This window comes from Granulosicoccus sp. 3-233 (assembly GCF_052681095.1).
On record NZ_JBQYLE010000003.1, the window covers coordinates 40454 to 62655 of the forward strand.

16 protein-coding genes are annotated in these 22202 nt (G+C 57.4%); 5 read left to right on the plus strand and 11 right to left on the minus strand.

The genetic code is table 11. From position 1 onward, the window contains the following. The first annotated feature begins 243 nt into the window (after positions 1-243). Positions 244-672 (plus strand): PACE efflux transporter, encoded by a 429-nt coding sequence (locus ACUNV4_RS09680; protein ID WP_430878336.1) that lies wholly within the window; start codon positions 244-246, stop codon positions 670-672. A gap of 103 nt (positions 673-775) precedes the next feature. Here the strand turns inward: ACUNV4_RS09680 and dgoD are convergent, their stop codons facing one another. From dgoD to ACUNV4_RS09705, 5 genes are all read right to left on the minus strand, one after another. After that, positions 776-1924, minus strand: a complete 1149-nt coding sequence (dgoD, locus tag ACUNV4_RS09685) for a galactonate dehydratase (RefSeq protein ID WP_430878337.1) — start codon at positions 1922-1924, stop codon at positions 776-778. After that, complete coding sequence (locus tag ACUNV4_RS09690) at positions 1921-2832, minus strand: hypothetical protein (RefSeq protein WP_430878338.1); 912 nt, start codon at positions 2830-2832, stop codon at positions 1921-1923. The genes dgoD and ACUNV4_RS09690 overlap by 4 nt, the downstream gene beginning before the upstream one ends. Further along, the gene (locus tag ACUNV4_RS09695; protein WP_430878339.1) at positions 2829-3854 is read right to left on the minus strand and encodes an ABC transporter permease; all 1026 of its coding nucleotides are present in this window, start codon (positions 3852-3854) and stop codon (positions 2829-2831) included. Before ACUNV4_RS09695 ends, ACUNV4_RS09690 begins: the two co-directional genes overlap by 4 nt. Positions 3855-3904: 50 nt before the next feature. Next, positions 3905-5404 (minus strand): sugar ABC transporter ATP-binding protein, encoded by a 1500-nt coding sequence (locus tag ACUNV4_RS09700; RefSeq protein WP_430878340.1) that lies wholly within the window; start codon positions 5402-5404, stop codon positions 3905-3907. A 62-nt stretch (positions 5405-5466) separates the two neighbouring features. Next, positions 5467-6441 carry a substrate-binding domain-containing protein gene (locus ACUNV4_RS09705; protein ID WP_430878341.1) on the minus strand — a complete coding sequence of 325 codons (975 nt, stop codon included), beginning with the start codon at positions 6439-6441 and terminating at the stop codon, positions 5467-5469. 88 nt (positions 6442-6529) lie between these two features. Between ACUNV4_RS09705 and ACUNV4_RS09710 the strand changes: the two genes are divergently transcribed. Beyond that, the gene (locus ACUNV4_RS09710) at positions 6530-7306 is read left to right on the plus strand and encodes an SDR family oxidoreductase (RefSeq protein WP_430878342.1); all 777 of its coding nucleotides are present in this window, start codon (positions 6530-6532) and stop codon (positions 7304-7306) included. A gap of 220 nt (positions 7307-7526) precedes the next feature. Further along, positions 7527-9458, plus strand: coding sequence for a S41 family peptidase (locus tag ACUNV4_RS09715; RefSeq protein ID WP_430878343.1), 1932 nt, complete (start codon positions 7527-7529; stop codon positions 9456-9458). A gap of 85 nt (positions 9459-9543) precedes the next feature. Here ACUNV4_RS09715 and ACUNV4_RS09720 read toward each other — a convergent pair whose 3' ends face one another. From ACUNV4_RS09720 to ACUNV4_RS09745, 6 genes are all read right to left on the minus strand, one after another. Further along, on the minus strand, positions 9544-11772 hold the full coding sequence (locus ACUNV4_RS09720) for a phytanoyl-CoA dioxygenase family protein (RefSeq protein WP_430878344.1): 2229 nt from the start codon (positions 11770-11772) through the stop codon (positions 9544-9546). A gap of 48 nt (positions 11773-11820) precedes the next feature. Then, positions 11821-13155, minus strand: a complete 1335-nt coding sequence (locus ACUNV4_RS09725; protein ID WP_430878345.1) for a GNAT family N-acetyltransferase — start codon at positions 13153-13155, stop codon at positions 11821-11823. 41 nt (positions 13156-13196) lie between these two features. Continuing rightward, on the minus strand, positions 13197-14246 hold the full coding sequence (locus ACUNV4_RS09730) for a hypothetical protein (protein WP_430878346.1): 1050 nt from the start codon (positions 14244-14246) through the stop codon (positions 13197-13199). A gap of 6 nt (positions 14247-14252) precedes the next feature. Then, complete coding sequence (locus ACUNV4_RS09735) at positions 14253-15581, minus strand: HlyD family type I secretion periplasmic adaptor subunit (protein WP_430878347.1); 1329 nt, start codon at positions 15579-15581, stop codon at positions 14253-14255. A 5-nt stretch (positions 15582-15586) separates the two neighbouring features. Beyond that, positions 15587-17638 carry a type I secretion system permease/ATPase gene (locus ACUNV4_RS09740; RefSeq protein WP_430878348.1) on the minus strand — a complete coding sequence of 684 codons (2052 nt, stop codon included), beginning with the start codon at positions 17636-17638 and terminating at the stop codon, positions 15587-15589. A gap of 91 nt (positions 17639-17729) precedes the next feature. Further along, entirely contained in the window at positions 17730-18062 is a 333-nt protein-coding gene (locus ACUNV4_RS09745) for a hypothetical protein (protein WP_430878349.1), read from the minus strand. An 821-nt stretch (positions 18063-18883) separates the two neighbouring features. On the opposite strand from ACUNV4_RS09745, the gene ACUNV4_RS09750 reads away from it, so the two are divergent. Together ACUNV4_RS09750 and ACUNV4_RS09755 are read left to right on the plus strand one after the other, a co-directional pair. Further along, positions 18884-20761: a phytanoyl-CoA dioxygenase family protein gene (locus ACUNV4_RS09750; RefSeq protein WP_430878350.1), complete on the plus strand. Its 1878-nt coding sequence runs from the start codon at positions 18884-18886 to the stop codon at positions 20759-20761. Between the two features lie 75 nt (positions 20762-20836). Further along, positions 20837-22096: a M20/M25/M40 family metallo-hydrolase gene (locus ACUNV4_RS09755; RefSeq protein WP_430878351.1), complete on the plus strand. Its 1260-nt coding sequence runs from the start codon at positions 20837-20839 to the stop codon at positions 22094-22096. Positions 22097-22202 lie beyond the last annotated feature (106 nt).

Genomic DNA, 22202 nt, shown 5'->3' on the forward strand with positions numbered 1-22202 from the left:
ACCAACAAGCAAGCTCGGCTGACAGGCACTGTCTGGAGAAACCAGGGCATCAGGCCACTCCATGAGCAAGCTCTGTTCGGTTCTGTGACCAGCTGGACAGCCGCGGGCGAACATCGATTTCACCTCATCTCACCACTTGCAAGCTGCCGATACTCGCCATACCATTCCCTGAGCAGCCAGGACGACCTGAGTCTGCGTCAACTTTTCATCGGGACGACCCGACACTCCATTCAGGAGAGTCTCATGCGCACTGTCGCAGATCGTATCCGCCACGCGGTTTCCTTTGAACTCATCGGTTTTCTTATCGTTGTATCGATGGGCCTGTTGCTGTTCGACCTGTCACTACAGGACATCGGCGTCGTCGCCATAGCCGGCTCCATCATCGCCACGCTCTGGGTCTACGTCTTCAACTACCTGTTCGATCGGGTTCTGATGCGATTCCAGGGGCATGCGCGCAAATCATTCAGGCAGCGCCTGCTCAATTCGCTGTTGTTCGAAATCGGCCTGTTGCTGGTGCTACTGCCTTTCATCGCCTGGTATCTGCAAGTCTCCCTGCTGGAGGCCTTCATTCTGGACGCTGCGTTGGCCCTGTTTTATCTCGTGTATTCGCTCGGTTTCAACTGGGCCTATGATCTGGTTTTCCCCATCGAGCCACAAGCTGCCCGGCACTGAACGGGGCTTGGAATGCCACGCTCGACCTTCATGCCGGAGGGGTGATCCGGCATGAAGGCAATCGCGGACAAATGGGCCAGCAGGCTCTCCGAGCTGATGGTCGCTACCACTCGGCAATGGAGCCATCGCCATGCCGCCACACCGGTGCGCGCCACCGATGGCCCTTGCCCGCCTGTTCGATGACGAAGTCCTCATCCACCTCGATGCCCAGACCGGGTCCTGTCGGGATATCCAGATAGCCGTTCCTGCATTCGAATCGACTGTCGGTTTTCAGATAGTCGTTGAGATCGCCCCCCTGGTTGTAGTGAATGCCGAGACTCTGCTCCTGGATGAAGGCATTGTGGCAAACCGCATCGACCTGCAGACTGGCTGCCAGTGCAATCGGTCCCAGAGGGCAATGCGGGGCCAGCGCCACGTCGTAGGCCTCGGCCCAGTGGCCGATGCGTACCATCTCGCTGATGCCCCCGACGTGCGCCGTATCGGGATTGATCACGCTGGCAGCCCGTTTTTCGAAGACCGGTTTGAAATCGTATCGAGAATGCAGGCGCTCACCGATACACAGGGGAATGGTCGTGCTTCGAGACAGGTCTGCCATGGTATCCAGCTGTGCGGACACCACGGCATCCTCGACGAACAGGGGACGCAGCGGCTCCAGCTCCTTCAACAGAATGCGCGCCATCGGGGCATGCACGCGACCATGGAAATCGAAGGCCAGGTCGAACCCTGGTCCGACAGCCTCGCGCAAGTCGAACATCCGTTTGATGATGGCATCGATGGCCGAATGCCGATCCACGATCTGCAATTCACTGCAGACGTTCATCTTGCAGGCATCGTAGCCTCTGGCCATGAGTGCCTTGGCGTTTTCCGCCAGATTTTCCGGACGATCACCACCAATCCAGCAATAGGAACGAACCTTCTGACGAACCGGCCCACCCAGCAGGGCATGCACTGGCGCATCGTGATACTTGCCCTTGATATCCCACAACGCCATGTCGATGCCGGCAAGCGCACTCATCAACACGGGCCCGCCTCGATAGCAACCATTTCGATACAGCATCTGCCAGGTGTCCTCGATATTCAGCGGATCGAGGCCGAGCAGAAAATCCTGCAATTCGTCGATCTTTGCCATCAACGTCTGCGCATGCCCTTCGAGCACCGGCTCGCCCCAGCCCGAGAGTCCCTCATCGGTCTCTATCTTGAGAAACAGCCAGCGTGGCGCCACGAGAAAGGTCTTGAGTGCAGTGATTTTCATGCTGTCGTTGGTCTACCGGGTAGTTCGTTCAGTTGAATCGTCAAGGTCCACTCGTCTTCCTGCCCGGCAGGAAGCCATCGGGCATGGCCAGCCAGAGCAGCGTGGTTCAAGTCATCCGCCGGCGCCGTGGTGGGTTCAAAGGCCAGTTGATGAACGGGCTTGTCTGCAGGCCAGGCACCATGGTTGAGCCAGACGCCGACAAAAGGCATCTGCGAGCTTTCCCAACGAAAACGGATGGATTCCTGCTCGTTGCGGATGCCGGCTTCACAGAATTCAGCCACTGAGCCGTAAGCCTTGCAGGCCCAGGCAGAGGGCTGTGCCTGTGGGTCCCTCAGGTCGGGACGCTCCGCGTTGAAGCAAGGCCAGTGGAAGGATGAATCCGTCTCGCTTGCCTGCCCTGTGGCGCCGGACAGCTGCAAGGCACCATCGACCCCTTGCAGGAACAGGCGATCTCCCGTACGACTGCGCAGCAGACAATGCTGGCTCCACATCCAGGGCAGCGAAGTCTTGCCCTCATTGGTCAGCCGGTAGCGAAGATGGATGGTGCTGCCCGTCACTATCAACCAGCGCTGGAACAGGCAGTCCCCGACCTGGCTACTGGACAGGATGCACGCATCGGAGAGTTCACAATGGGTTCGCCTGCCCCAGATTTCACCGTGATCGCGCAGAGGTTCCGGCCAGTCGGGATGAACACAGGGTGCGACCGTCGGAAAACATTCATCCCAACCTCGGGCCTGCTCTCCCAGGTACTGCGCATCGTTGTCGGGACTACCCACGGTCGGGCCCGACACCAACCAGTTTCGTCCGCTTGCCAGGTCCCGCAACTCGGTGACCCGCGCACCGAATGTCGGCGCAACACTGACCTGCAATCTGTCGCTGGCAAGCGTGATGAGCGCAGGATCGGTCACTTCGCCCCCGCCGCCGTCAGGCGAGCCTGCACTCGCTCCGCATGAGCCATGCGCCATTGACCGATGGCAACAGCCAGAACCAGCAGCAGACCCTTTGCTACCAGCTGGTAGAAGGTGGGAATACCCAGCAGGTTCATGCCATTGGACAGGGTTGCCAACAACAGTACCGCAAGCATGGACCCGACAATCGTACCCTTGCCACCGGCCAGCAGGGCGCCACCGAGAAAAACGGCCGTGATGGCTTCCAGCTCCAGGCCCTGGGTGCCTGAAGCCGGCTGTCCGGAACTGGTACGGGCCGTCACGATGGCACCAGCCAGTCCTGACAAGGCTCCGGATATGGCATAGATGGCGAAACGCATCCTGGTCAGATTGATGCCGGCAAGCCGTGCAGCAACCGGATTGCCGCCCATGGAATAGATGGAACGACCGAACACTGTCGAGCTCATGACGAAGTGCGCGCCGAGCGCCACCACCAGCAGAATGACGAAGGCGACCGGCACACCGGGGAAATCACCCATCTGGAACAGTCGGCCCGAGCCGAGCTGAGCGAAGGTGGGATCCAGTACGCCAACCGGCCGGCCACCGGGCGCCACCAGAAAGGCAATACCTCTGAACGCCGAGAACGTCGCCAGGGTTGCCACCACCGGGTTGACGCGCAGGAAACTGATGATGCCGGCATTGACCAGACCCAGCGCCAGCCCGACCAGCAGACTGATGCCGATGCCGGCAACCACCGAACCTGTACTGACCACCACCAGAGCCGTCATGACCGATGCACATCCGGCGATGGACCCGACCGAGATATCCAGTCCCGCCGAGACGATAACCAGCGTCATTCCCACCGCAATCAGCCCGACGACCGCCATGTTCTGGGCGATGTTGAACAGATTGCGTGGGGAGAAGAAGAATTCTGTCTGTGACGCGATCAGAGTCACCATGATCACCAGGGCAATGATCAGAGACAGGTTCTCGGCCCCGATTGCCTTGGTGATTCGCCTGAACAAGCCGTCGGTTCGACCCATTGTGATTTCCTGGATGGTTGCGCTCATAGGTGTATTGTTCGTTGACTGGTTCACGCAGCGACAGTGCCCAGAGCCATGTTCACGATTCGCTCTTCGGTGGCATCGCTCTTCTCGACAGGCTGCGATATCTTTCGATTGTTCATGACGATGATGCGGTCGGACATCGCGATCAGTTCCGGCATCTCGGAGGAAATCATCATGATGGCCATACCCTCGCGTGCCAGCATGTCCATCAATCGATAGATCTCCACCTTGGCGCCGACATCAACCGCGCGAGTCGGCTCGTCCAGAATCAACAAGCGCGGGTTGGCTGCCAGCCAGCGAGCCAATACCACTTTCTGCTGATTGCCGCCGGAGAGCTTGCCGACATCCTGAGTCAACGACGGTGTCTTGATTTCCAGTCGTTCGATGAAGGGCGATACCGCGGAGATCATCTGCTGATTGCGCAGCACGCCCCAGCGGGACAATGCCGAATACACGGCCATGGAGGCATTTTCGATCACCGAACGAACCAGTATCAGTCCTTCAGCCTTGCGATTCTCGGGGGCAAATCCGATGCTGGAGGCAATGGCGTCAGCCGGACTGGTGATGCGAGTCTCCTTGCCGCAGATGCGGACCACACCAGACTGTTTCTGGTATTCGCCGAACAACACCTTGGCAAGTTCCGTGCGGCCTGCCCCCACCAGACCTGCAAAACCGACGATTTCACCGGCACGTATGCGAAAACTGATGTCGTCATGCCAGCGACTGCTCAGACCCTCGACTTCCAGCACGATCTCCTCGCGAGTAGTCTCTTCGCGCTTGTATCCGTGCTCCAGCTCCCTGCCGACCATCAGACCGACAATCTCCGCTTCGGTGGTATCGGCAGTCTTCAGGTCGCCTGTCGGGACACCATCCTTCAACACCGCCACGCGATCGGAGATTTCCATGACCTCGTGGAGCCGGTGTGAGACATAGATGATACCCAGGCCATCGTCCTTGAGTTGTCGGATCAATTCGAACAACCTCTCGGTTTCGCCATGTGTCAGCGAGGAGGTAGGTTCATCGAAGGCGACCACCTTCACGCCCTCCTTCAGCGCTCGCATGATTTCCACGATATGCATCTGCGCCGGCGACAGGCTGCGACCGTGCGCATCGATATCCACCAGCCCCCAGAAACCATAGCGACGCAACATGTCGCTGACGGTCTGACGCATGCCTGCAAAATCGACTCGACCACCGGACAGTCTCGGGTATTCACCGATGAAGATATTCTCGGCCACCGAGATGTCGGGCACGATCTCCGGCTCCTGCCTGACCAGGCGAAAACCGGCCAGGCGCGCCTCCAGTGGACTGGCATGACTGGCTTCGACGCCATCGAGCAGTACCGAACCTTCGTCCAGCTGGTAGTCACCGCTGAGAATCTTCAGCAATGTGGACTTGCCCGCACCATTCTCGCCGACGAAGGCCACGATTTCTCCACGATGAACAGTCATCGAGAGCCCGGACAATGCCTTTACCCCGGGAAAGGACTTGCCGACGTCGCGTATTTCCAGAACAGAGTCTTGCATGATGGGTATTGTCTCCTCGCAACAACACAAGAGTGGGGCTGATAGCCCCACTCACGACGCCTTCAGTCACATGACATGATGTCGGCATAGGTATCCGGGTCGACTATCGTGGTGTTCGCGACCGTCATGGCAGGCAGGGGCTCACCGGTTTCGATGGAGTTGATGAGTGCACGGGCCGCCGCATCGCCGACATCGACGCCGCTGATGTACAGTGCTGCCTTGAATCCCGTGTCGATACCGGCTTTCCAGGGACGGCAGGCCTCATAGGCACCCAGCCCGACGGCGATGACATCGTTCGCACTGAATCCGGCATTCTTCAGGGCATTGCTTGCACCGAGCACGCCCTCGTCATTGCATGCATAGACCACCCAGTGATCAACCCCGGGATTGGCCGTGATGACCGGACCCGCTGCCGTCAGAGCGGCATCTGCCGTTCCGTCGTAAGTCACCGCTACCACCTTGTCAGCACTGCCGCCTGCCGCTATCACTTGCGCCTGCGCCGCACCTGTACGGTCATTGCAGACGGACAATGTCTGTACTTCGACGCTCATGATGCCGTAGTTGTCTCCACTCAGCCAATCACTCTCCTGCAGCAATTGACCGGCCCGCTCACCCACCTTGGTGCCCATGGCAACGCCGTCAAAACCGGCAAATGGCACGGCATCCCCCTGTGCATTGCTCAATGGATCATCAGTGGCGATAAGCGCCACTCCGGCATCGGCCGCAGCGGTGGCAATGGCAGGCCCCAGAGACTGGTCCGGCGCCGTGATGCCGATGCCCCTGGCACCTGCCGCGATGGCATCGGACACGGCAGTGATTGCCAGGTTCGAATCCATTTCCACATTGATGATGCGCGCCTCATAGCCCAGCTCTTCGGCGGCACGGGAAAAACCCTCACCTTGATCGATGAAGTATTGCTGCGTGCCGCTCTTGTAGATAGCAACGATCAGCTTGTCCTCGGCCAGTGCTGATCCGGTGACTCCCGCGGTCATCGCAACGATGGCCGTGGCCAGAGCTATGGATCTTGATTGGTGCATACCGTGTTTCCTCTTCCGTTTCCAAGTGTGTTTGGAGTATTATCTGTTTATAAGATAAAGTCAACAAGACAGCAAAGGCAGACGCGAAATGGAACGACTGGTAGGCAAACATGCGGTAGTGACAGGGGGTGGTCAGGGTATCGGAGCGGCCATCGCCGAGCGTTTCGCCAGCGAAGGCGCCAATGTCACGATCGCGGAACTGAATGACGAGATCGGCACTGCGACGGCCAAGCGACTGTGCCAGTCCATGGGACCCCGCATCCGCCACATCGGCACCGATATTGCCGATCCGGACAGTATCGCCAGCATGCATGAACAAGCCGTTGCCGCCTTCGGCACTGTCGATGTGCTGGTCAACAACGCCGGCATCAATGTCTTCAGAGAGCCGCTCGAGAGCACTCAGGCAGACTGGCAATTGTGCATGTCCATCGATCTGGAAGGCGCCTGGCAGTGTTGTCGGCAGGTTCTGCCGGACATGTTGCGACAGGAAAAGGGGGCCATCGTCAATATTGCGTCAAACCATGCCTTCAGCATCATGAAGTCGACCTTCCCCTATCCGGTCGCCAAGCATGCCCTGCTCGGCCTGACTCGTTCCTTGGCTCTGGAGTACGCGGATCGTGGCATCGCAGTCAATGCCATCTCTCCAGGCTATGTGGACACCCCTATCGTGGACAACTATCTGGCCGGTATGGATGATCCCGTCGCCGCTCGTGCGCAGGTTGAAGCCAGCCAGCCCGTGGGACGCCTGTGCCAGCCCTCCGAGGTAGCAGCCGTGGCCACCTTGCTGGCATCGGATGAAGCACGATTCATCATCGGCGAGAACATTGTCATCGACGGTGGTGTTGCCATTCGCATGTACCAGTAGCACCGAGCCCTGTCGTACCGCAGTACGACACTGCATCCTCGGCCCCGACTGTCAGCGTCGTTCCGCCAAGCATGCGACGATGGAGCGTCGCCTGACGAAATCATCGCCTTGTCCAGGCTGCCAAGCGGCGAACCGGCGCTGTCAACAACGCTTGCAGAACCTGCTGTAATCCGGGAACGTGGGATAAAATCGGCAGGAAGGCTGTATCGTGTACAGGGCCATGAAATCACAAACGATTGGACTACTGGTGGCAATCATGGCCGGAGGCCTTGCAATGCCCGACAGCCACGCCGGCGACATACTGATCCCTGCGCGATCGATCTGGAAGTTCGACAAGGGCGTACCCGAGGTCACGTCGAACGCCTGGAGCCGCATCGATTTCGATGATTCCGCATGGCCTTCCGGACCCGCCGGGTTCGGCTATGGCGATGATGACGACCTGACCGAATTGACCGACATGCAAGGCAATTACCGCGGTATCAGGATACGGCATGTCTTCACCATCGAGCATCCCGAGCGTGTCGATGAACTCCACCTCCACGTTCGTTACGACGATGGCTTCATCGGTTATATCAATGGCCGGGAAGTCGTCAGGGCACATGCAGCGGACGTGGCCGGACATTGGACTGCTGACGATCATGAGGCGGATGAATTCGAACATTTCACCATTCAGCTGCGCAAGGGGCAGCTGCGAACGGGTAATAACGTCATCGCCATTGCCGGTGTCAACCGTTCGCTGGACAGCAGTGACTTCTCTCTCGATCCGGTACTGGCCACCAGCAAGCTGGATCACCCCGGCATACCACCACAGCTCAGCAGAGCGCAGTTGCTGGCGGATCTGGATACGTTCGAGTCGCGACTGGAGGACCAGTCATCCTATCTGACCCTGACCGGATTCGACTATCGACAGGAGATCGCTGCATTACGCGACAATGCGGGTCCGACCCTGAGCACCGACGCGTTCGCACGTCAGCTGAGCCGCGTGATAGCCAGGCTTGGTGATGCCCACGCGGATGTTTCCCTGGAGACCCTGAAGGCGAACACACGTTATCTGCCCTTTGTACTGGCCGACAGCGACGCCGGAGTGATCGCGATCGATGACGAGAGCAATCGCCTGCTGGATGCCGACCACCCCTTTGTGATCGGGCTGGACGGTGTGGCATTGGATGACTGGCTGGCAGCGGCCGATCAGCATGTGAGTCAGGCCTCCTTGCAGCTCAGGCGACGCCGCGGGCTGCGAGAGCTACGCCGGGTCTCTATCCTGCGGTCCGAGCTGGACCTACCACCCAGTCAGCAGATCAGCGTCACACTGCAATCGGCCGATGCGAAGGAACAAGTCACGCGGACCTTTTCCTTGAGTACCGAGCGGCTGCGCAGCGGCAAGGTGCCTCTGGGTGACAGTCGCCTGCTTGACGGCAATATCGGCTATCTGCGCATCGATGCGATGAAGAATTCCAGAGTTGACGACAGACTGAACGAACTGGAAGGTTTTCTTGACACCGATGGCCTGATCATCGATGTCAGAGACAATTCAGGCGGCCGCTACGGCATGCTGGAGGCAATCCATGGCTACTTTCTGCCCGAGAACGCCGCCCCCTATGTGTCGAATATTGCCGCGTATCGCCGCAGCCAACAATTTGATGATGACCATCTGCATTATCGACCAACCTACAGACTGAATCATCCAGACTGGAATGCGGAGCAGCGCGCTGCGATTCTGACAGCACTGCAGCGATTCGAGCCTCAATGGCGATTTCCCGACAATCTATTCAGCGACTGGCATTTCATGTTGCTGGAGAAACAGCCTCGAAACGAAAGGATCCACTATGATCGGCCTGTCGTCGTCTTGTCCAATGCAGGCTCGTTCAGTGCTACCGACGGCTTCCTGAGTGCCTTTGCCGATCTGCCGCAAGTCACCCTTGTCGGCTTGCCCAGTGCCGGCGGCAGCGGCGCAACCAAACGGTTCGAGCTACCCTACTCCGGTATCCGGATTGCATTGTCATCAATGGCATCCTACCGCCCTGACGGCCGCCTGTACGACGGGCATGGCATTGAAGTGGATATACGCGTAGCCCCGGTCATCTCGGATTATCTCGGAGAGAGCGACACCGCTCTGGACAAGGCCATTGACGTGATCATCGCCAACAGATGAGGCCTGAAGACTTCCGAATCATCCCGGTCCTGCCGCCAACAGACTGCCTGCCCCCTTGCAGGACAGGCGCTTGCCAGCCACAGAGTCAGTCGCGAGGGCCTGGCTCGGTCGTCCAGGACAACAGCGATTTCAGCGCCTTGGGCACCTTTTCGAACTCTTCCGGAGCGAGCCTCAGGGATGGCTGATTGTGGAAGTTGATGTAATCGCGAAACCAGGGCCTTTGATAGACCAGACTCAGTATCGGGCGCGGATTGTCCGATTGGTTCGCTTGTCCATGATGTGAGAGTCGATAATCCATCAGGTAGCAATCGCCGACGGATGTCAGCGGAGTCTGCCAGGGCATCCCCTTGGAACGACTGCTCGTGTACACGTGTGAGCCTTTCTTGACACGAGTCGTTCCCACACGTTCATCCAGATCGACCAGTGGGACCATCATGGTGACAGCGAAGCTGGGTTCCTTGACCGGCTTGGGATCATCGTGAAACAGGGCCTTGTGGTCCTTGTGCAGACGCTGATCGATGGAACCGGGCAGCGACATTGCCGAGGTGAAACAGCCGAGGATGCAGGCTTCTCCCAGAATGTCCTTCATCAACGGCAGAGTCAGCCCATTGCCATACAAGGCAGGCTCATTGAATGGCTTGCTGATATCGATGGTGATCTGGAAACGCTTGTCCCCGATGCGCAAGGCATCCTTGTGTCGTTGATTGGTCAGATAGGCCTGGTATCGTTCCTTGAAGGTTCCGTGGCACTGATCAAGCAATGATGGATCGAATACGCCTTTCAGTATCAGGACACCATACTTGCGAAACAGAGTGGCGCACAGCGCCAGGGTTTCCGGCAGTACCTGACCGGTTTCGCGCTCGGCATCGGAGAACCAGACCGTGGGAACCATACCGTCCAGATCGGCATCCCGTTCCATCCGCTCCAGTTCATAAACGCGCTGTATCCGGGCTTGCAGATCCGGAGACGGGGCCTGCGTGTGGGCGCGATGCAGATGTCGAAGCGACTGGCTGTAACATCCGTTGCGTGCATGCAGGCTACCCAAGCCCTCATGGGCAATGGCGTCATTGATATCGATGACCGTGCAGGCTTCGAAGCTCTTGATGGCTTGAGACACGCGATTGCGCCGCAGCTGCAGCTGTCCCAGCGCCTGCAGCGAGCCGACCTCATCAGGCTGCAGCTGCACACGATGGGCAAGCAGCCGTTCTGCACGCCATGCACGACCCTGTCGCTCATAACCATCTGCCAATGCCACGATGCAATCGGATTCGGCAATGCAGAGCAGATCACAGACATCCAGCAGATCACTCAAACGCTTCTTCAGATTGGTCTCAACCGTTTCGACATACTTTTCATCATCCCGGGGGAAACGGCCAAAACTGATGATGTAATGAATCATGCCAGCCACGGCCGCCGCACTCAGCGCCTTTCCGGTATCCGATGTTCCGGCATAGCCTGCGCTTTCCAGTGTCTCTCGATAAGCGCTGAATTCGCGACGCGGTTGACGCAGACCCTCGAGATCCAGCAGGTGGATCTGCGGGAAATGCAACTGAACAAGTGATGAACAACCACTGAAAAGACCGTGCAACGAGAGCCCCGCCGGACCCGACATCGCTTCGTCCCAGTCATACAGCATGATGCTACCGTCACGTGAGCGGGACGCATTCGCCGTTCGCAGATCACCATGATTGAGTGTCACGGGTAGCGAATCGGCCTGCTTGATCCAGGCACGCAGCGCTGGCGCGCGTGCTTCCAGCAAGGCGCGGTAGGCTGCACACTGCGATGTGGACAGGTAGAAGTCGGCTTGAACCCCTTGCACCGGATTCCGCGCAGCCTTGTCGGACGGGCTCAGAAAATCCAGCAGTTCATCCACAATGCCATCAAGCTGAAGCAGCGGCGCGGTCTGCAACAGTTCATCATCACCGCAGCTGTCCGCCTGGATACGGGCATAGGTCTGCAGCAACCGTGTGCGCTCCTGCTCGGACGCCTTGCGACTCAGATCCCTGCCCTTGCAATCACGCATGAGCAGCAGACCGCGATCGGAATCACTGGCGATGGCCGTCGGTACATACTGACCGAATCGCTCGCCGAGCCTTGCAAGCCGCTCGGGTGCCTGTGCCAGACTGGCTGGCAATATCTTCAGCCAGCTGTCGCTCTCCTCGCCGCTGATTCGATAGGTCGTGGCCCAGGGGGAATCGCGGACGATCGTGTGCCTGGAAACATCCACGAATTGCCCAGCCCAATCCAGCGCCTTATCGGTCGCCACTTTTGCGTCTGATTCCGCTTCTGATGTCATGTTGATCTTGCTGTTCATTCCGTCAATCCAGTGATGATCCGTCGTCTACGGCGGGTGGCATTCCATTCAGGGTATCCGACACTCCGAGTGTCGCAAGCTCGCCTCTGGCAATCCGCTGGCGATGTCCGCGGCGCACAGGGAAGCTTCAATGCTGTTGGCGTGCTGATGTTCACCGATCTGTTTCAGCCACTGGGCATACTGCGTCAGCGTCTGCGCATCATTCGGCCAACTTTCCAGCAACTGTGCGTACAGGCGATGTGTCTGTCTCGTACCGAGTCTTTCACGATATTGAAGCAGTTTTTGCAGCGCCTCGGTCCGGCAGTCTTCAGACAGAAAGCGGGTTTTCTCCACATCAGCGCTGCGACGCACCTTGATCGAATAAACCGGCTGATCGACACCGCCGAGAGAATATTTGTAAGGCTCGTCTCCGCGCAGAAGGTGATAATGCCGGTAATGATTGGCAATGGCCCATTCGATCATGCGACTGTGCAACAACAGTCCACCGGCAAGCGCATCGAACTGCAGATCACGTGCCGAAACAAAGAAGGAGACAGTCTCGCTTGCCTTGTCGAGATAACAGGCAATCATGCCAACCGGTGTGTCCGCCTGATACAGAACCAGCAGCGCCAGATTTCCATCATCCAGCCCTTGCTGCAGGATTCGCCGATACTTGTCTGCCAGAAGATCCGTCCTGGCGCCCTTTCTGTCACGCCACTGCGTGCGCCACAGATGAACAAAGGCTGTCAGATCCTGTTCGTGATCGGCAGCGGCGGAAAATTCGATGCGCAGTTCGTCGCTGCTGTCGAGCACGCGAACCATGCGTCGCAAACGCTGACGAGTATTGGCACTCAGGCCCGCCAGATACTGTTCATGGCTGTCCGGCAATGCAATACAGGGTGCAACGTCCAGCCGAGTCTGGCCGTCGTTATCCGTCTGATAGCGTTCATGTACCGAATAATCCAGGCGGGAGAACATTGCCGTCAACGCTCTATATCGATCTTCACTCATCGACATGTCCGAGAATGACAGGGACTGCCAGCACATGTCGGACAATGCCGTAATCAGTGCCTCGATGGCCTCTTGCTCGAACTCCGGGGCACACAGCAAACCCGTTTGATCGGCCCAATCGTTACCGGCGAGAGCGTAGGAGCGGACAAAGCGCTGCCGCTCCTTGTGGATGAACAATCGCGACCGCAGTGGCAAGAAGGCAAGGTACTGCTGATTATCGCTGGCAGAACGCGCGGCGAGAATGCACACGGGTTCTGCCCGTCTGTCGAACAATTGCTTCAGCCAACGCCAGGACAGGAACACATTGGCCGACGGATCCTGCCGATACAACGCTGTCCAGGCCTTCTCCAGCGCATCGAACTGCTGGCGTGTATCGACGAGTTCGATGTTCATGGCAGTGACCGCAGCAGATGACATGAGGCATGAGTCATGATCTAGAGCTCAGCGATCTTGCGTTCGGCTGCAGCAAACCAGTCTGCCAGCGGTGCAGTCAGTTCACACTCGGCAGACCAGCGCGCACCACGACGACAGAGCGCGTTTGCGCATTCGAGTGTCACACCGACCTTGTCTTCCTGAATGCATTTGTCCAGGTCCCACCAACCATCGGTCATGTGCTTGAGAATCAGCCCCAGGCGAACAACCATATGGAAACTGCCATAGGCCATCAGATATCGGTAGGCCTCACCTTCATCCAGATCATCGGCGTACAGGGGCAGAAACTGGTCGATCAGCGATCGCTCGGCAGCCGGGTGATCCGGCAGAAATTCATCCCCCATCACCCAGGCCATATCATCCAGCCGATTGCGTTTTCCAGCGTGCTCCCAATCAAACCACTTGACGGTCCCCGCATCGGTCACCAGGGCATTTCCCGGCCGTGAATCCCATTTGATGAACCGCGGCTGCCGAATGCGCAGCAGTTCGGTCAAGGCCGCCTGATCAAGTGCAGGTGCCGGTGCTTTCAGATAGTCACCGATGACTTGCGGTCGATGAAGCAGACCATGAATCCAGCTGTCCTCATCACCCAGTGCGTCGACCTTGCTCTCCAGACCTTCCGCCGATGCCGCCACTTGAATGGCGGCCAGCCCTGTCAGAGCCGCACCAATGAGCTGCCGATAGCGATCGGCATCTGCGCCTTTCAATGCCTCGGACAATCGTTGCCCGACCAGATCCTCCTGAATCAGGATCTGAGAATGGTTGGTTCCCAGCAAGCGGGGTACCGGCGCTTCGTGCACATTCAGAGCGCCGAGTGTGCTGACCTCCCGGCGAGCCAGTTGCAACGAGGAGCGACGTGTCGCAATGACCGAGCTGCCACACTCCAGCAACAGGCGATAGGACTCACGCGACTTTCCCCCCGGGTACTCGATGCCGACAACCTGCTTCTGCAACAGTGATTCGGTTGCTCTGGTCAGGGCAATCCTTCGGTAATCGGCCGATTCACGTTTGCTGCGCGACCTGCTCTTACTGCGCGACCTGGTTTTTGCCACGGTTATTCAACTCTCACGTAAAGCACGATTGACACTATTGGCAATGGGCGAAATGAAATAATCCAGCAATGTCTGCTTACCCGTGATGATCAGCACCTCTGCCTGCATCCCCGGGTGAATCTGGCCTTGTTGCAGCGGCGAGGCTTCATCATCCTGCAGTTCGATGGTGGCGGTGTATCGCGGCAACAGGGCATTGGGCGCAACCTGGCTGTCCGCGGAAATCATGGTCACGATGCCTTCAACCGGTAGTGTCGTGCGCTTGTCCAGTGCGCTGAAGCGCACCTCCGCCCGCTGCCCCACGTGTATTGCATCCCGATCCTTCGGATCGACCAGACTTTCGATGAGCAATCGCTCACCGGTAGGCATGACTTCCATCAGTGTTTGCCCCGGACTGATCACACCACCCACCGTATTGATGGCGGAATTCAGGATCTGTCCCGTGATCGGAGACCGCACCACGGAGCGTGACACTTCCGACGTTACCGTGGCCAGCTCTTCTTCGATGGCAGTCAGCCGCAGACCGATTGCCGTGCTGTTTTCAGCCGCCTCCGACAGCAGCGTATTGGCGAGCACCTTGATCTGTGATTCGGCCTGTTCACGTCGCTGTTCGGACAAGCCCACCAACGACCGCGCCTCGTCCAGATCCAGTTTCAGATCGGTCAGCTCATTCTGCAAGTCGAAAACCTGCACACGCGTCACCAGACCCTGCTTTTCGAGCCGCTGGTATTCACGAATCTCACGCTGCACCAGAGCGTATTTTTCCGTGAGTGTCTCCTGGCGCTGCTGCGCGGCGGAACCTTCCTCGGCCGCCTGAGACTGGACATAGGCAAGACCACGCATGGTCTCTTCAAAGACGCGCCGACGGGCTTTCAGGATTTCGTCCTGCTTCAGTTGTATGTGCCTGACGCGCTCCTGGGAAGCTTCGGATACCATCCACGCCGGGTATTCGATTTCCGGCAGGGAATCGTAGACGGCCTGCCAGCGAGCCAGCTCGGCCGCCAGCTGAATGCGTTCGTTTTCGAGGGTGTTCAATCTTGAGCGATTGGTCAGAGAATCCAGAGTGACCAGTACCTGCCCTTCCTCCACCTGGTCACCATTTCTGACGTGTATGACCTCGACCACACCACCGTTCAGATGTTGCACCTGCTTCTTCTGCCCCTCGACGCCAACCATACCTGGTGCGATGGCGGCCGTTGACAACGACATGGTGCTGGCCCAAACCACAAACAGCAACAGGAACATGCCGATGACCATATAGCCACCACGAACGATGCCTCGTGTGTCGCAGGCGGATTCCACGGCCTGAACTTGCGTTGCGTGCGATTGCCGTGCCATGCTCATCAACCTCGCTTGTACTGACGCGTACGAGCCATCCTGCTTTGCAGGCGGCGAAGGGGTGCGGTATCCGAATCGAGCGTGCTTGTAGTATCGCTGGTATTGCCTGAATCGCTGGTATCGCTGGTATCGCTGGTATCGCTGGTACCGCTCGTACCGCTCGTACCGCTCGTATCAACCGTAGCGCTTGTATCAACCGTAGCGCTAGTGGCCGTCGTATCGATGGCGGTTTCCGTGTGGGTCTTGTTGCCAGCCGAGATAAGGTGAACGCTGGCAGGCACTCTGGACTCCGTGACAGCCAGCGTGGCGGCATTGATCGCCTCTTTCTCAGCCGCCTCACTGACTCGCACCAGCGTGCTCTTCTCTATCACGTCCGACTCCGAAGTGATCCTGGACACCTTGCCATCTTTCAGTTGATAGACCCGGTCACACAGCTTTTCGAGACTGCGATGGTGCGTGGTGACAAATATGGCAACATTCCGTTTTCGCAGCTCTCTCAATGATTTTCTCAATCTGGACCGACCGGGAGAGTCCAGATTGGCGTCGGGCTCATCCAGTATCACGATGCAGGGTGAACCGAAAACCGCCCGAGCAAAACCGATTCGTTGGCGCTGACCACCTGACAGATTGCCACCGTCTTCCTGAATCTCGGTATCGTAACCATTCGGTAGCAATTGAATCATTTCATGAGCATTGGCGAGCTTTGCAGCCTCGATGACACTTTCCACGGAGGCTTCGGTAAATCGGCAGATATTATCCTTTACCGTGCCCGGGAACAGGCTGACGTCTTGTGGCAGATAGCCGATGTGAGGACCCAGCAACTCCGGCGCCCACTGGGCAAGGTCGAAGCCATCCAGAGTCACTCGACCGGAAGTGGGCGGAACGATGCCGCACATGACCCGCAACAGAGTCGATTTGCCTGCGGCGGTAGGGCCGACCAGTCCCGTCACTTTCCCGGGTTCTACTGATAGATCGATGCGGCTGAACTGGCTTTTGCTCTGTCCGGACCGACGATAGCTCACTTTTTCGGCAACCATTCGTCCCGCCGGGGTAGGCATCGAGGAATCAGGTTCAAGCGAGGATGAGTGATCCAGATATTCACTGATATTCATGAAGGACTGGCGTGCCTTGATGACCGACTTCCAGGAGCGAATGGACTGCTCCAGAGGGTCGATAGCCCGACGCAACAACAAGACACTGGCAATGGTGATGCCCGGGGTCAGTTGTTTGGAAATGATCAGCCAGGCAGCCGTACAGATGATGGCTACCTGCAGGAACAAGCGGACCATCTTGGAAGCCGAGGCAAGCCGCGAATTCAACTGACTCGATTGATAATTTGCCAACAATGATCTTGCATTGTTCTCATTCCATTGAGCCAGCAATGTCTTCTGCATCCCCATTGCCTGCACGGTATCAGCATTCCGAATCCAGGATTGAGCACGATCCATCAATTGTCTGGATTCATTGCTCGCGTCGTTGATCTTCTCACGCGTAGCCCTTTCGTTGAACAAGGCCAATCCCAGCATGACCAGACAGCCAACAAGCCCTACGACCCCCAGCAGCGGATGAAGAAAGGCAAGGCATAGCAGGAACAACGGCGTCCACGGAAGATCCAGCAGCGGGATGATCGAGGCATTGGCCAGGAAATTACGCAAGCCTGACAGATCTCGCATGACGCTGACAGATGCGTAGGACTTGCGGATACTGCGATGAATGGAACTGCTCAGCAGATGGCTGCTCAACGAGTGGTCAAAGCGCACACCTACCTTCTGCAACAGTGATCGACGAACGGCCTCCAGTAAACCCAGTGCGACGACACCGACCAATACAATGACTGTGATGATGACGAGCGTATCCAGATTACGGCTCGGCAATACCTTGGAATATATCTGGAGAAGATACAGCGGTACGATCAGTGTCAGTAGATTGATGAAGAAACTGAAGGCAAAGACCGTGACCAGCATTCCACGGAAGGACTTGACCACGTCGCGCAGAAACGGATTGATCGGTTGACGCGCTGTTCGTATCCGGCTGACGGGTTTGAAAATGGCGACCATGCGTTTGCTGGTTTATGAATTTGCGACGTGTGTTGTGGCGGAACCCGGTCGTTCTGACATCGACCGGGTCCGGATACAACCGGTTCAGAGACTACCAGTCGCAACCACTGCCGCTCTTGCCGCCGGAACCACCACCAGAACCGCCCGAACCGGAACCGCCGCCCGAACCGCCACTTCCCCAACCGCCTGAGCCACCGCTGCCCTTGCCGCCAGATCCGCTTCCCTTGCCTGAACCCTTGCCACTTCCCTTGCCTGAACCCTTGCCACTTCCCTTGCCTGAACCCTTGCCACTTCCCTTGCCTGAGCCCTTGCCGCTTCCCTTGCCTGAACCTTTGCCGCTTCCCTTACCGGATCCGCCGGCAAACTCATCCTGCTGCTGTCCTGTCAGGTAATCTTCGTAGTGCAGATTGGAATTGCTTCCCATACCCTTTTCTCCATTTGTATTTTTATTGCTGTTTCCACAATCATTTGCGAAAACCTGGCTCGTCTACATAGCAACCGACAGTTGAGTCATTCGCGGTCTGAACAGGTAACCGTAAACACCATTACTGCAAGCCGTGTTACGTTGACAAGATACATGTTACACGCAGATGAAACGCCACGACAACGCATTTTTGCCAACCATGCGATACTTTTTTCGCGTTACCGGTAAAGCCGGGACGTAACCAACAGGCACGTTTCGACCTCCTGATCGATACATGTAATATGTACACGGGCAAAAGGAGAACGGCATCGCTTGATACGTCTTCGCACTGCTGCAATCAGACGTACGGAGATCTCGGTTATTGCAAGCCAGGATGGCGAACGAGACTGCGTCTCATCATCATCGTGACGACTTTCCTCCTTCACTGTCAGGAGATATAAACCTTCCTCCCGTGTCAGGAAAGTTGTCTGTCTGATTTTTTCGTTGCCGATTTTCGGCGTTCGGTACACAATCATCAGCGAGTTTTGCAGCACGATCAAAGGCTCCTTTCACGCACATTGAATCGCTACCGATCGCCAGGTATGTGGAAATGCTTGCGCGCAAATACTGAGGACAACCGGAACTAGCCTCAATGAGACATAAGTCCACGACCAGAAACCGCCTACGGCTCGCGCTATACCGGCGCCTACAGCCGCGTACTCGTTTTTTCCAAACCTCACTTGGAGTAACCAAGCCACGGTTTGCAAAACACTCCGTGCGCGACTGTATACACCGGTCTATCGCGTTTCTGCTGCGCGTCCTTATGTCTCATTGAGGCTAGCATGGCTTTGAGTACAGGCACTATGGAGGAAACGCTGTCCACTCGATTGGTTGCGCTGGCAGAAGAACAGACCGAGATTGCCGTATCCAGGGCTCAGTCAGGTCAGACCACGCTTAACAACGACAACACTGCTGCCACGACGTTTCTTGACCTGCTGAATCGGGTCGATGTCACGCACAGGTTACCGCTACTGGAAGCCAACACCCTGGCACGCTACCAGGCCATATTACAATCTCGTTGGTTTCTCCTGCCCCCCTTGCTCGAGGCCGCCAGCGACTTACCCATCGTGCCCGCTTCACCGACTCCTGCCCGGGAGGATTCAACAATACAAGGCGTGGATATACTGCTGGGCAGCACCCTGCATCATCATTTCGACAGCGCCTGTAAAGCGGTCAGTTGCCTGATTGCAGGCTCCCCGGTGTCGATAGAGGACTCTGAAGCAGCTGCAATGACGGCTTTCGTCAGCACTTGCGGGGGACAACTACAGATTTCATGTGATCAATTGCACAGGCAACTTGCCGGATCAGTCATTTCCGGCCTGATGGCTGACATGTCCGCGATACTCAGCCATCCCGGAGAATCGCGACAGGATCGTGGCGTCGCCCGAAAGAAGCTACGTCGACACTTGAGCGATTTCCTGGACATTCTTGATGTCCTCAGTCTGCAGAGCACGGAGCACTGCCTTCGCTTTTCGCAAGACTACCTATCGAACGATCGTGAACACCGAGCACGTCGACTGCTTGAAACCGCCTTCAGGAACAAACCGGATTGCATTGATACACGACTGGCACTTGCCAGACTCCACGTCTCGCTTGGACGCAGTCAGGAAGCGATACAGCACTGCAATGCCCTGGTGCAGGTTCGACCAGACGACTTGCCACTACGCAGGGAACTGGCCGCGATTCATTTGCAACGCCTCGAATTCATTGATGCCATTCAACACCTGCAACATTTCCTGACATTGGCAACCGCCGATCAGGCTCCTGAGGTCGAGCGTGAGCTTGCCCTGGTTGAATCACTACATGAATGCGAAACGCAGGCTGCCTTGCCTGATACCGTGCCAACGATCACCCTGACTGACGAAGAACGGATCAGTGGCATGTTCAATTCCGCAAAATTGTCATTGGCCGAGAAGCTCTACCAGAGCTATGGCACCCTGCTCATCCACAATGCGTTTTCAACCGACCTGATAGCACAATGCCGGGAAGAATTCCTGCATCGCTACCGACGCTATTTTTCCGATCGCAAACACAGCACCGCTCTGCAGATTGGTGATCGCCGCTTTCAGATCAGCCTGGCTCTGGCCGGCGCATTCAACAGCCCCGAGTTCTATGCCAATACCTTTCTATTGCCGCTGATGAAGCGATTGCTCGGTAAACAACTCATCATCGGTTCAACCGTGTGTGCAACATCACTGCCGGGTTCTCGCGATCAACACGGCCACAAGGATCATCGCGCATTGTTCACCCATGTGCCCGATGATGAGCCGATGGTATTACCGCCAGTAGCCGTGACAACGATGATACCTCTGGTTTCGGTCAACGAAGACAATGGAACCACCCTGGTGAAGAAAGGCAGCCACCACCTCTCCCGGCGAGCCTCCAACAAGCTGGACTATCAGGTACCGATCGTACCTGCCGGGTCGTGTTATCTGATGGACCTGGCACTGACGCACAAGGGCCAGGGAAACCGGACAGATCAGTTGCGCCCCATTGTCAATATGGTCTATCACCGATCATGGTTCGTGGACAACAAGAACTTCAGAAACCAGCCGCCGCTGCAGATCGATTCGGTCGAGTACCGACGAATACCGAAAGAACATCGCCACCTTTTCGACTGGGCCATTCAACCAGGCGCACTGGTGGACACGCCTCGCTGACAAGCGACCCGAACATGGCACTTCCGTTGTGGCGCCAGAGTCACCTACCTTGTATTGAAGAACACCCACCATCACATGAGCACTGCCAAACCCTGGGCCTCGCCCATGCCTGCCGAGCAATTCAGTGTCATGCGGGATATCATTTCCGCGCCCAGCCCGGTCGGCTTCGAATCAGCGATGACACTGGGTGTGCTGAAACCCTATTTTGACAGCTTCATACCAGACTCCTGGCACATGCATCAGTACCTGGGCAACGCCGGCGTTGTCTGGGACTCTCACCCCGGTGAGGATGACCGTCCCAGTCTCATGCTGGTCGGGCATGCGGACAAGATCCGGATGCAGGTGCGCAAGATCGGTAGCGATGGCAAGATCTGGATCAACAGCGATTTCTTCCTTCCCAGCATCCTGGTGGGTAATGAAGTCACCGTATTCAGTGAAGACCCGGATGAGCCCGGTCAATATCGCAGCCTCAAGGGTGGCACCATCGAGGCGGTGGGAGCATTCCATTTCGCCAACTCGGATCAGCGCAACGGCCAGAAAGGCATTCGACCGGATTCCCTGTATCTGGAATTGCAGATTCATGGCAGGCACAAATCCGATCAGATCAAACGTCTGGGCCTCCAGCCTGGCGACCCGATTCTTCTGGACCGGCCCATCAAACACGGCTTCAGCCCGGATACCTTCCATGGTGCCTATCTGGACAACGGACTGGGTTGCTTCGTCACGGCAGAGGTTGCCCGTCTGCTGGTCGAGGCCGGGGGAACCCGCAAGCTGCGCTGTCTGTACGCCTTTGCATCCCACGAGGAAATAGGTCGCCTGGGCTCACGTGTGCTGGCTAGAGCGACGAGTCCCGATATACTGATTGCCGTTGATGTGAATCACGATTACGTTGCCGCACCGGGTATCGGTAGCAGACACATGCAACCGTTGGAAATGGGCAAGGGATTTACCCTGTCCACCGGTTCGGTCATCAATCAGCAGATCAACAGCCGGATCAAGCGGGCAGCCAGAAAACAGGATATTCCCATGCAGATCGACGTCGTCGGGCGGGATACCGGTACCGATGGCATGGCGGCCGCCTTTGCCGGGATCGACAGTGCAGCCACATCCATCGGCTTCCCCATTCGCAACATGCACACGATTTCCGAGGCCGCTCACACCGGTGACGTGCTGGCTGCGGTGCATGTGCTGAAGGAAACCATTCTTGCCATGGACGCCGAAGACGACCTGCGTGCGGTACTGAAGCAATCGCATCCGCGTCTGGATGACACGACTCCCATCACCCACCAGGGCTTTGACCGTCTCGGAGGAAGCCGCAAGTCGTCTTCCCGATAGCTTTTCACAAGCTCCGGCAACGAGCCAGTGCCAGTGCCAGTGCCAGTGCCAGTGCCAGTGCCAGTGCCAGTGCCAGTGCCAGTGCCAGTGCCAGTGCCAGTGCCAG

Excerpts from the sequence above, each read along its gene's own strand:
- ACUNV4_RS09680 (WP_430878336.1), top strand. The coding sequence starts at position 244 with ATGCGCACTGTCGCAGATCGTATCCGCCACGCGGTTTCCTTTGAACTC.
- dgoD (WP_430878337.1), bottom strand. The coding sequence starts at position 1,924 with ATGAAAATCACTGCACTCAAGACCTTTCTCGTGGCGCCACGCTGGCTG.
- ACUNV4_RS09695 (WP_430878339.1), bottom strand. The coding sequence starts at position 3,854 with ATGGGTCGAACCGACGGCTTGTTCAGGCGAATCACCAAGGCAATCGGG.
- ACUNV4_RS09700 (WP_430878340.1), bottom strand. The coding sequence starts at position 5,404 with ATGCAAGACTCTGTTCTGGAAATACGCGACGTCGGCAAGTCCTTTCCC.
- ACUNV4_RS09705 (WP_430878341.1), bottom strand. The coding sequence starts at position 6,441 with ATGCACCAATCAAGATCCATAGCTCTGGCCACGGCCATCGTTGCGATG.
- ACUNV4_RS09710 (WP_430878342.1), top strand. The coding sequence starts at position 6,530 with ATGGAACGACTGGTAGGCAAACATGCGGTAGTGACAGGGGGTGGTCAG.
- ACUNV4_RS09715 (WP_430878343.1), top strand. The coding sequence starts at position 7,527 with ATGAAATCACAAACGATTGGACTACTGGTGGCAATCATGGCCGGAGGC.
- ACUNV4_RS09720 (WP_430878344.1), bottom strand. The coding sequence starts at position 11,772 with ATGAACAGCAAGATCAACATGACATCAGAAGCGGAATCAGACGCAAAA.
- ACUNV4_RS09725 (WP_430878345.1), bottom strand. The coding sequence starts at position 13,155 with ATGAACATCGAACTCGTCGATACACGCCAGCAGTTCGATGCGCTGGAG.
- ACUNV4_RS09735 (WP_430878347.1), bottom strand. The coding sequence starts at position 15,581 with ATGGCACGGCAATCGCACGCAACGCAAGTTCAGGCCGTGGAATCCGCC.
- ACUNV4_RS09740 (WP_430878348.1), bottom strand. The coding sequence starts at position 17,638 with ATGGTCGCCATTTTCAAACCCGTCAGCCGGATACGAACAGCGCGTCAA.
- ACUNV4_RS09745 (WP_430878349.1), bottom strand. The coding sequence starts at position 18,062 with ATGGGAAGCAATTCCAATCTGCACTACGAAGATTACCTGACAGGACAG.
- ACUNV4_RS09750 (WP_430878350.1), top strand. The coding sequence starts at position 18,884 with ATGGCTTTGAGTACAGGCACTATGGAGGAAACGCTGTCCACTCGATTG.
- ACUNV4_RS09755 (WP_430878351.1), top strand. The coding sequence starts at position 20,837 with ATGAGCACTGCCAAACCCTGGGCCTCGCCCATGCCTGCCGAGCAATTC.